At 74.7% G+C, this 10,211-nt stretch carries 10 protein-coding genes; all 10 read left to right on the forward strand.

Annotated features, from left to right (window positions below):
- Positions 1 to 85 precede the first annotated feature (85 nt).
- Complete coding sequence (dxr, locus tag KVS67_RS04935) at positions 86 to 1,321, forward strand: 1-deoxy-D-xylulose-5-phosphate reductoisomerase (RefSeq protein WP_181743484.1); 1,236 nt, start codon at positions 86 to 88, stop codon at positions 1,319 to 1,321.
- Positions 1,318 to 2,685 carry an RIP metalloprotease gene (locus KVS67_RS04940; protein WP_115165219.1) on the forward strand — a complete coding sequence of 456 codons (1,368 nt, stop codon included), beginning with the start codon at positions 1,318 to 1,320 and terminating at the stop codon, positions 2,683 to 2,685. Before dxr ends, KVS67_RS04940 begins: the two co-directional genes overlap by 4 nt.
- A 138-nt stretch (positions 2,686 to 2,823) precedes the next feature.
- Positions 2,824 to 3,975, forward strand: a complete 1,152-nt coding sequence (ispG, locus tag KVS67_RS04945; RefSeq protein WP_254629226.1) for a flavodoxin-dependent (E)-4-hydroxy-3-methylbut-2-enyl-diphosphate synthase — start codon at positions 2,824 to 2,826, stop codon at positions 3,973 to 3,975.
- Positions 3,950 to 4,882, forward strand: coding sequence for a GNAT family N-acetyltransferase (locus KVS67_RS04950; RefSeq protein WP_141843226.1), 933 nt, complete (start codon positions 3,950 to 3,952; stop codon positions 4,880 to 4,882). The genes ispG and KVS67_RS04950 overlap by 26 nt, the downstream gene beginning before the upstream one ends.
- 120 nt (positions 4,883 to 5,002) lie before the next feature.
- On the forward strand, positions 5,003 to 6,829 hold the full coding sequence (locus KVS67_RS04955; protein WP_141843228.1) for a proline--tRNA ligase: 1,827 nt from the start codon (positions 5,003 to 5,005) through the stop codon (positions 6,827 to 6,829).
- Between the two features lie 43 nt (positions 6,830 to 6,872).
- Positions 6,873 to 7,622 carry a TSUP family transporter gene (locus KVS67_RS04960; RefSeq protein WP_217564857.1) on the forward strand — a complete coding sequence of 250 codons (750 nt, stop codon included), beginning with the start codon at positions 6,873 to 6,875 and terminating at the stop codon, positions 7,620 to 7,622.
- A 130-nt stretch (positions 7,623 to 7,752) separates the two neighbouring features.
- The gene (locus tag KVS67_RS04965; RefSeq protein ID WP_036314068.1) at positions 7,753 to 8,340 is read left to right on the forward strand and encodes a ribosome maturation factor RimP; all 588 of its coding nucleotides are present in this window, start codon (positions 7,753 to 7,755) and stop codon (positions 8,338 to 8,340) included.
- 1 nt (position 8,341) lies between these two features.
- Entirely contained in the window at positions 8,342 to 9,328 is a 987-nt protein-coding gene (gene nusA, locus KVS67_RS04970) for a transcription termination factor NusA (RefSeq protein ID WP_206481343.1), read from the forward strand.
- Between the two features lie 84 nt (positions 9,329 to 9,412).
- Positions 9,413 to 9,712: a YlxR family protein gene (locus KVS67_RS04975; protein ID WP_228070540.1), complete on the forward strand. Its 300-nt coding sequence runs from the start codon at positions 9,413 to 9,415 to the stop codon at positions 9,710 to 9,712.
- 191 nt (positions 9,713 to 9,903) lie between these two features.
- On the forward strand, positions 9,904 to 10,211 hold a 308-nt coding region (locus KVS67_RS04980), incomplete at its 3' end, for a translation initiation factor IF-2 N-terminal domain-containing protein (protein WP_181161582.1).

Here is a 10,211-nt window from a genome sequence, read left to right on the forward strand (position 1 = left end):
CGTCCGTCCGGTCGGCCCCCCGTCCGTGTCCAGGCCCGGCTGGCATCATGGCGGGGTGACGCACGGATCCCTCACCGACTACACGCTGCCCGCCCCCGCCCCGGCGGACGACGACGGCGCCCCGCGCGCCGTCGCCCTGATCGGCTCCACGGGCTCGATCGGCACCCAGGGCCTCGACGTGATCGCCCAGGACCCCGCCCGGCTCCGGGCCGTCGCGCTCGCGGGCGGGGCGAACACGACCCTGCTGGCCGAGCAGGCCGTGCGCTTCGAGGTCGAGGCGGTGGGCTCCGCCGCGGCGGGGGAGGAGGAGCTGCGCGCCGCCCTCGCCGACGCCGCCGCCCGCCTCGGGCGCCCGGCCCCCCGACCCGTGCTGTTCACCGGGCCACGCGCCGCCGAGCAGATCGCGGCGTGGCCCGGCGCCGACACCGTGCTCAACGGGATCACGGGCTCGATCGGCCTGCGGCCCACCCTCGCCGCGCTGCACGCCGGCCACCGCCTGGCCCTGGCCAACAAGGAGTCGCTCATCGTCGGCGGGGCCCTCGTGAAGGCGGCCGCGGCGCCGGGCCAGCTCGTGCCGGTGGACTCCGAGCACTCCGCGCTCGCGCAGGCGCTGCGCGGGGGCACGGCGGACGAGGTCCGCCGCCTCGTGCTCACGGCCTCGGGCGGGCCGTTCCGCGGCCTGGACCGCGCCGCCCTGCACGCCGTCACGCCCGCCCAGGCCCTCGCCCACCCCACGTGGGACATGGGCCGCGTCGTCACCACCAACTCCGCCTCCCTCGTGAACAAGGCCCTCGAGGTGATCGAGGCCCACCTGCTGTTCGACGTGCCCCTGGACCGGATCGACGTCGTGGTCCACCCGCAGTCCGTGGTGCACTCGATGGTCGAGTTCGTCGACGGGTCCACGCTCGCCCAGGCCTCCCCGCCGGACATGCGCCTGCCCATCGCCCTCGGGCTGTGCTGGCCGCGCCGGCTCCCGGGCGCGGCCCCGGCCTGCGACTGGACGCGGGCGGCCACCTGGACCTTCGAACCCCTCGACGAGGAGGCCTTCCCCGCCGTGCGGGCCGCGAAGGAGGCGGCGGCCGCCTCGCCCACCCACATGGCCGTGTTCAACGCCGCCAACGAGGAGGCGGTGGACGCCTTCCACGCCGGCGCCCTGCCCTTCGACGGGATCGTGGACACGGTCCGCGCCGTCGTCGCCGACTACGCCCCCGAGCACGTGCTCGCCGCGGCCGGCCACGACCCCGCGCCCGCCGCGCTCACCGTGGACGCCGTGCTCGCCGCCGAGGCCTGGGCGCGCCGTGCGGCGCGGGCCCGCTGGTGACCGTCGTGGAGATCCTCTGGTACGTCGCGGGCGTCCTCGCGGTCGCACTGGGCCTGGCGGTCTCGATCGCCCTGCACGAGGTCGGCCACCTCGTCCCGGCCAAGCTCTTCGGCGTGCGCGTCACGCAGTACATGATCGGCTTCGGCCCGACGCTCGTCTCGTGGCGCCGCGGCGAGACGGAGTACGGGTTCAAGGCCGTCCCGCTGGGCGGCTACGTCGCGATGATCGGGATGCTGCCCCCGCCGCGGCCCGGGCAGACGCCCCGCACGGCGTCCACGGGCTTCGTCCAGCAGCTGGGCCGCATGGCCGACGACGCGCGAGCCCAGGCCGCCGAGGAGGTCCGCCCCGGCGACGAGCACCGCCGCTTCCTCGCCCTGCCGGTGTGGAAGCGCGTGGTGATCATGCTCGGCGGGCCGTTCATGAACCTGCTCATCGCGCTGGGCGTCACCGCCCTGCTGGTCACGACGGTGGGCACCTCGCAGCCGAGCACCACCGTCGCCGAGGTCTACCGGTGCGTGGTCACGACGCAGGAGCAGCAGGCTCGCGCCGCCTCGGGCGGGACCGAGGACTGCCGCCCGGGCGATCCCGCCGGGCCCGCCCACGAGGCGGGACTGCGCCCCGGGGACACCGTGCTCGCCTTCGACGGGCGGCCGGTCTCCGACTGGGACGCCCTCTCCGCCGCGATCCGGGACCGCGCCGGACAGCCCACCCGGATCGAGTGGGAGCGCGACGGCGAGCGGATGAGCGCCACCCTGACCCCGCGCCTGACGGAACGGCCCGTGACGGACGCGCTGGGCCGGCCCGAGCGGGCCCCGGACGGGACCGTCGCGACCCACGAGGTCGGGTTCATCGGCATGGGCGCGCAGCTCGAGACGGTTCGCGGCACCCCGCTCGACGCCGGCCCGCTCGTCGCCCAGCAGGTGCGGGGCGTCGTCGACGTCGTCCTCGTGCTGCCGCAGCGGCTGTGGGACACCGCCGTCGCCGTGGTGACCCCGGCCGAGCGCGACCCGGACGGCCCGATGTCCGTGGTGGGCGTCGGACGGATCGCCGGGGAGGCGGCGGCGCTCGAGCAGGCCACGCTGACGGACAAGGCCGCCCTGCTGCTGTCCCTGCTGGCGGGCGTGAACGTGGCGCTCATGGTGTTCAACCTCATCCCGCTGCTCCCGCTCGACGGCGGCCACGTGGCCGGCGCCCTGTGGGAGGCGGTGCGCCGCGGCTGGGCCCGGCTCACGGGCCGCCCCGACCCGGGACCGTTCGACCTGGCCCGCATGCTGCCGCTGACCTACGCGGTGGGCGCGGCGATGCTGCTCATGGGCGTCATCCTGATCGTGGCGGACATCGTGGAGCCCGTCCGGCTGTTCTGAGTCCGGGCCGTTCGCCGTGGGCGGTCGCCCCGCGCCCCGGGGCGCCCGCGCGCCTAGGATGGACCGGAGAACCCGGCGGCCCCGCGCCGTCGACCCCGAGAACCCATGAGGAGCGCCCCCGTGCCCGTCAGCCTTGGAATGCCGTCCGCCCCGCCGCCCGTGCTGGCCCCGCGCCGCACCACCCGGCAGATCCAGGTGGGCTCGGTGGGCGTCGGCTCGCAGCACCCCGTCTCGGTGCAGTCGATGACTACCACCAAGACGCACGACATCGGCGCGACCCTGCAGCAGATCGCCGAGCTCACGGCCGCCGGCTGCGACATCGTCCGCGTGGCCTGCCCCACGGACAAGGACGCCGAGGCCCTCAAGGTCATCGCCCAGCAGTCCACCATCCCCGTGATCGCGGACATCCACTTCCAGCCGAAGTACGTGTTCGCGGCGATCGAGGCCGGCTGCGGCGCCGTGCGCGTGAACCCGGGCAACATCAAGAAGTTCGACGACAAGGTCAAGGAGATCGCGCTGGCCGCCTCGGACCACGGCACCTCCCTCCGCATCGGCGTCAACGCCGGCTCCCTGGACCCGCGCCTGCTGCAGAAGTACGGCAAGGCCACCCCGGAGGCCCTCGTCGAGTCCGCCGTCTGGGAGGCCTCCCTCTTCGAGGAGCAGGGCTTCAAGGACTTCAAGATCTCCGTCAAGCACAACGACCCGGTGATCATGGCCCGCGCCTACGAGCTGCTCGCCGAGCAGGGTGACTGGCCGCTGCACCTCGGGGTCACCGAGGCCGGCCCGGCCTTCCAGGGCACCATCAAGTCCGCCACCGCCTTCGGCTACCTGCTCGGCCAGGGCATCGGCGACACCATCCGCGTCTCCCTCTCCGCGCCGCCGGTCGAGGAGGTCAAGGTGGGCCTGCAGATCCTGCAGTCCCTGAACCTGCGTGAGCGCAAGCTCGAGATCGTCTCCTGCCCCTCGTGCGGCCGCGCCCAGGTGGACGTGTACACGCTGGCCGAGCAGGTCACCGAGGGCCTCCAGGACCTCGAGGTCCCGCTGCGGGTGGCCGTCATGGGCTGCGTCGTCAACGGGCCGGGCGAGGCCCGCGAAGCCGACCTCGGCGTCGCCTCCGGCAACGGCAAGGGCCAGATCTTCGTCAAGGGCGAGGTCATCCGCACCGTGCCCGAGGACCAGATCGTGGAGACCCTCATCGAGGAGGCCAACCGGATCGCCGGCGAGATGGACCTGGGGGAGGACGGCGGTGACCAGGCTGCCGCCGGTGCCCCGGTGGTCTCCGTCCACTGACCGGGAGGTCCGGGCCGCCACGGCTGACCGCGTCCGCCTGCTGACCGACGCGGACACCGCCGCGCTCGCGGCCCTGTCCGCCCGTGCCCCCGTGTCCAACGTGTTCGTGGACTCCCTGCTCGAGGCGGGCCGCCTGGCCGGCCCGCGCGGGGGAGCGGCGGGCACCCTGTTCCTCGGGATCGACGACGACGCCCCGGGCGCCGGGGGGCTGCGCGCGGCCGTCTGGATCGGCTCGAACGTGGTGCCGGTCGCCGCGTCCGAGGCCCCGGACGCGGGCTGGGCGCCGGGCGACGCGGAGGCGCTCGGCGCGGCGGCCGCCGCGCTGCGCCGCCGGTACGGGTCGATCTACGGCCCGGCCGGTCCCGTGCTGGCCGCCGGTCAGGCCCTCGCCGCCGCGGGCCACCGGTCCCGGTCCGTGCGCCCCGACCAGCCGCTGCTCGTGCTGGGCACGGCCGGGGGGATCGACCCGAACCCGTCCGTGGTGCAGGCGCAGCCACGCGACTTCGCGCGCGTCCTGCCGGCCAGCGCGGCGATGTTCGAGGAGGAGCTCGGCTTCTCCCCGTTCACCGGCGGCGCGGCCCAGTACCGGGACCGCGTCGAGCGGCTGATCCACGCCGGGCGCGTCTTCATCGACCCGGGCCCGCGCGACGCGGGCGGCCCGCTGCGCTTCAAGGCGGACATCGGGCTGCTCTCCTCCCGGTGCGCCCAGATCCAGGGCGTGTGGATGGCCCCCGCCGCGCGCGGCCGAGGGCTGGCGGCGTCGGCGATGGCCGCCGTCGTGGACTACGTGCGCCTCCAGGCGCCCGTGGTCAGCCTCTACGTCAACGCGTACAACACCCCCGCGCTGCGCGCGTACGAGCGCGTGGGGTTCGAGCGGCGCGGCACGTTCGCGACCGTCCTGTACTGACCCGGCGGACCCTGCGCGGGCGATAGGATCGGCGGTCAGGACGCCGGGCACCCCGTGTCGGCGTCGTCCCGTCCCGCGCGCCGCCCCCGACCGCGCGAGCCCGTCCGAGGAGGCCCCGTCATGCCCCTGCGCATGTCCACCCTGTTCCTGCGCACCCTGCGCGACGACCCGGCGGAGGCCGAGGTGGCGAGCCACAGGCTCCTCGTCCGTGCCGGCTACATCCGTCGCGCGGCCCCGGGCATCTACTCGTGGCTGCCGCTGGGCCTGAAGGTGCTGGCCAAGGTGGAGCGGATCGTGCGCGAGGAGATGGACGCGATCGGCGCCCAGGAGGTGCACTTCCCGGCGCTGCTGCCGCGGGAGCCCTACGAGGCCACGGGGCGCTGGGACGAGTATGGCGACGGGCTGTTCCGCCTGCAGGACCGCCGGGGCAACGACTACCTCCTGGCCCCCACGCACGAGGAGATGTTCACGCTCCTGGTGAAGGACCTGTACTCCTCGTACAAGGACCTGCCCGCGTACCTGTACCAGATCCAGACCAAGTACCGGGACGAGGCCCGCCCGCGCGCCGGCCTGCTGCGCGGGCGCGAGTTCATCATGAAGGACTCCTACTCCTTCACGGTGGACGACGCCGGCCTGGACGCCGCGTACGAGGCCCACCGGGCCGCCTACCTGCGGATCTTCGACCGCCTCGGCCTCGAGGTCGTGCCGGTGCGGGCCACCTCCGGTGCGATGGGCGGCTCCCGCTCCGAGGAGTTCCTGCACCCCACCGAGGTGGGCGAGGACACCTTCGTCGAGTCCGACGGCGGCTACCGCGCCAACGTCGAGGCCGTCACCACGGTGGCCCCCGCCCCGCTGGACGAGCCGGCCATGGCGGCCCTGCCCGCCGCCGAGGTCAAGGACACCCCGGTCTCCACCACCATCGCCGCGCTCGTGGACGTCGCCAACCGGCTGGCCCCGCGCGAGGGCGAGCCGTGGACCGCCGCGGACACGCTCAAGTGCGTCGTGGTCACCGCGGTGGTGGACGGCGGCGAGCGCCGCCCGTTCGTCGTGGGCGTGCCCGGCGACCGTGAGGTGGACCTCAAGCGTCTCGAGGCCTCCGTGGGCCCGGCGCTCGGCGTGGTCGGCGAGCCCACGCTCGAGGCCGCGACCGCCGCGGACCTGGCCGCGCACCCCGCCCTGGTCAAGGGCTACATCGGCCCCGCGGCGGCCGACGCGGTCGAGGGCACCCCGGTCCTCGGCGCGGAGGGCTCCGTCTCGGGCCTACCCTTCTTCGTGGACCCGCGCATCGCCCCCGGCACCGCGTGGATCACCGGCGCGAACGCGGACCAGCGCCACGTGTTCGGCCTCGTGGCCGGCCGCGACTTCATGTGGGACGGCGTGCTCGAGGCCACCGCGGTGCGCGAGGGCGACCAGGCCCCGGACGGCTCCGGCCCGCTGCACACCCGCCGCGGCATGGAGATGGGCCATATCTTCCAGCTCGGCCGCAAGTACGCCGAGGCCCTCGACCTGAAGGTCCTCGACGTCCACGGCAAGCAGGTCGTGGTGACCATGGGCTCCTACGGCATCGGCATCACGCGCGCCGTCGCCGCGATCGCCGAGCGCTACCACGACGACAAGGGCCTGGCGTGGCCGCGCGCGGTGGCCCCGGCGGACGTGCACGTCGTCGTCGCCACGAAGGGCGAGGACGGCCTCGCCGCCGCCGAGACCCTCGCCGCGGGCCTCGAGGCCGAGGGCGTGACCGTGCTCGTGGACGACCGTCCGAAGGTCAGCCCCGGCGTGAAGTTCAAGGACGCCGAGCTCATCGGCGTGCCCACCACCGTGGTGATCGGCCGCGGCCTGGCGGACGGCGAGCTCGAGCTCAAGGACCGTGCCACCGGCGAGGCGCGCCCCGTGCCCGTGGACGGGGCCGTCGCGGCGGTGCTCGCGGAGGTGCGCGACGGGCGCTGAGTGGTTCGGCGCCGTCGAGCTGACCGCCGGGCTGCTCGTCCTCGTGCTCGCCGCGGGCTTCGTGGCGGGCTGGATCGACGCCGTCGTGGGCGGGGGCGGGCTCCTGCAGCTGCCGGCCCTGCTGCTCGTGCCCGGGCTGAGCCCGATCCAGGCCCTGGCCACCAACAAGCTCGGCTCGGTGTTCGGCACGGCGACGTCGGCGCTCACCTACCGGCGGCGCCTGCGGCAGGACCTGTCCACGGCACTGCCGATGGCCGCCGTCGCCTTCGCGGCGGCCCTGGGCGGGGCCGTGGTCGCCGCGCATCTGCCGGCCGGCGTGATCCGGCCCGTGATCCTGGTGGCGCTGATCGCCGTCGCCGTGTTCACGGCCGTGCGCCCGGGCCTCGGACAGGTCGCCGGCGTGGGACCGCGGCGGAGCACCGCGCTGGCCCGGGCCGTGGCGCTCGGCGCGGCGGTGGGCTTCTACGACGGCGTCCTCGGCCCCGGCACGGGCACGTTCCTCATCCTGGGGCTGGTGCTGCTGCTCAAGTTCGACTTCCTGCACGCCTCGGCACAGGCGAAGGTGGTCAACCTCGCGACCAACCTCGGCGCGCTCGCGTACTTCGTGCCCTCGGGGCACGCGGTGCTGGGCCTGGGGCTGCTGCTCGGCGCGGCCAACCTCGTGGGCGGCTACGTGGGGGCCAGCATGGCGATCGCCCGCGGCACCGGCTTCATCCGCGTGGTGTACCTCATGGTGGTGGCCGCGCTCATCGTCAAGGTCGGCGCGGACACCCTCGCCCCGCTGCTGCGCTGAGCCCGCCCCGTCCGACCCGGTCGGGAGCACTCGGCCCCGCCGTGGGCCGCCGGTAGGCTCGGCCCCGGATCCCGACCCCGGCGCCCGCCCGCGTGGCGCGGCGGCCCTGACCCGACGAGTGAGGCACCCCATGGACAGCACCGACCGCCGCGACGACCTCGCCGAGCTGCGCACCCGCGTCGAGGAGGCCCTGGCGGCCGACGACGTGGTGGTGGAGCAGGTGCGCGCCACGGGCACCGCCGAGCACCGCACCGTCGAGGTGGTCCTCGACCGCGCCTCGGGCACCCAGGGCCTGAGCCTGGACGACGTCGCCCGCCTCTCCGGCCGGGTCTCCGCCGCCCTCGACGCCCTGGGCGACCACGTGCCCGGCGTCGGTGCGGGGGAGTACCTGCTGGAGGTCACCACCGCGGGCGTGGACCGCCCGCTCACCGAGCCCCGCCACTTCGCCCGCAACGTCGGCCGTCTCGTCGAGGTCTCGGTCGACGGCGCCGCGCCCGTGACCGCCCGCCTGAAGGACGTGACGGACGACGACGTCGAGCTGGCCGTGGTGCGCCCGCCCGCGAAGAAGGGCATGAAGGCCAAGGAGCTGCCCGCCGAGCGGGTCGCCCTCGACCGTCTCGGTCCGGCGATCGTGCAGGTAGAGTGGAGCCCCGCTCAGCAGGCCGGCGACGCCGACGCCGCCGCGGGCGAGGACACGGCCGAGCACACGGAGGCATGAGTTGGACATCGACATGAGCGCGCTGCGCATGCTGGAGGCGGAGCGGGAGATCCCGATGGACCGCCTCATCCCCACCATCGAGCAGGCCCTGCTCATGGCGTACCACCGCACCCCGGGGGCCCTGAAGCGCGCCCGCGTGGAGATCGACCGCGCGACCGGCCACGTCACCGTGTGGGCCACGGAGCTGGACGAGGACGACACGCCCATCGGCGAGTTCGACGACACCCCGAACGGCTTCGGCCGGGTGGCCGCCTCCACGGCGCGCCAGGTGATGATCCAGCGCATGCGCGAGGAGGACGACGACAAGGTCCTCGGCGAGTTCAAGGACAAGGAGGGCGAGCTCGTCTCCGGCGTCATCCAGCAGGGCCTGAACCGCCACATGGTCCAGGTGAACCTCGGCACCCTCGAGGCCGTCCTCCCGCCGCCCGAGCAGGTGCCCGGCGAGGACTATACCCACGGCCGCCGGATCCGCGCCTACGTGGTCTCCGCGACGCGCGGCGCCAAGGGCCCGTCCGTCACGGTGTCCCGCTCGCACCCCGGCCTCGTGCGCAAGCTCTTCGAGCTCGAGGTCCCGGAGATCGCGGACGGCTCGGTCGAGATCACGGCGCTGGCCCGCGAGGCCGGCCACCGCACCAAGATGGCCGTGCGCGCCACCCGCCCCGGGGTGAACGCCAAGGGCGCCTCCATCGGGGAGATGGGCAGCCGCGTGCGCGCCGTCATGACGGAGCTCAACGACGAGAAGATCGACATCGTCGACCACGTGGACGACCCCGCCGCGATGATCGCCAACGCCCTCTCGCCCGCCACGACCGTCTCGGTGGAGATCCTCGACGCGGACCAGCACTCGGCCCGCGCCGTGGTGCCGGAGTACCAGCTGTCCCTGGCCATCGGCAAGGAGGGCCAGAACGCCCGCCTCGCGGCCAAGCTCACGGGCTGGCGGATCGACATCGTCGGCGACGGGGTCACCACCTCTGCCCCGGGCCGCTGACCGTCCCCGGGAACAGATCCGGGCCCGGACGCGCTAGGATGGATGAGGTCCTTTCTCGATCCGACGCCCGTGAGGGGTGAACGCATGACGTCTCGGACGGTCGTGCGCACCTGCATCGGATGCCGATCGAGGGCGGACCAGCAAGAGCTGGTGCGCGTCGCTCTGGACTCCTCGACGGAACCCCCATCCGTCGTCTGGGACCCGGAACGACGCCGTCCAGGCCGGGGTGCGTGGCTGCACCCCGGTGAGGACTGCCTCCACCTCGCCCTGCGCCGCCGCGCGTTCGGGCGGGCCTTCCGGTCCGCCGTCGACGCCGACGCGCTGGGCCGCACTGCGGAGGCACCGGCTGACAGACCGACAGATGAAGGCGGGTCAGAGATCTGATGCGTACCCGATGAGCACTGAAGCATGAGTGCCCAGCGATGAACTTCACCCCCTGCTATCAGGCAGGCCGTGGTGCGCGTGCCCTGGTGGCGCGCGCGACGGCCTGGAGCAACGTCAACGGTCCCAGGACGCGCTGAGACGGACAGCCCGAGCGGCTCCGTTCCGGCCCGTGGGGCCAGAACAGGAGAACCGTGGCCAAGGTCCGCGTCCATGAGCTCGCCAAGGAGCTCGGCATCACCTCGAAGGAGGCCTTGAGCACGCTCAAGGACCTCGGCGAGTTCGTCAGCTCGGCTTCGTCCACCATCGAGCCCCCGGTGGTCAAGAAGCTGCGCAACGCCTACCCGGGTGCCGGCAAGTCCGCCGCCAAGCCCGGTTCCACGCCCGCCGCCCCGGGCCGTTCCGCCGCGCCGAAGCCGGCGGCCGCCCCGTCGCCGCGCGCCGCGGCCCCCACGTCGAATGCCGGCGCCCCGGCGCCCGGTCCCGCCGCGGGCCGCACCGC

The organism is Micrococcus sp. GbtcB5, from assembly GCF_019091605.1.
GTDB classification, from domain to species: domain Bacteria; phylum Actinomycetota; class Actinomycetes; order Actinomycetales; family Micrococcaceae; genus Micrococcus; species Micrococcus luteus.

Bases quoted from the DNA above. Each gene is read 5' to 3' on its own strand.
- ispG (WP_254629226.1), top strand. From the start codon at position 2,824: ATGCCGTCCGCCCCGCCGCCCGTGCTGGCCCCGCGCCGCACCACCCGG.
- KVS67_RS04955 (WP_141843228.1), top strand. From the start codon at position 5,003: ATGCCCCTGCGCATGTCCACCCTGTTCCTGCGCACCCTGCGCGACGAC.
- KVS67_RS04965 (WP_036314068.1), top strand. From the start codon at position 7,753: ATGGACAGCACCGACCGCCGCGACGACCTCGCCGAGCTGCGCACCCGC.
- KVS67_RS04975 (WP_228070540.1), top strand. From the start codon at position 9,413: ATGACGTCTCGGACGGTCGTGCGCACCTGCATCGGATGCCGATCGAGG.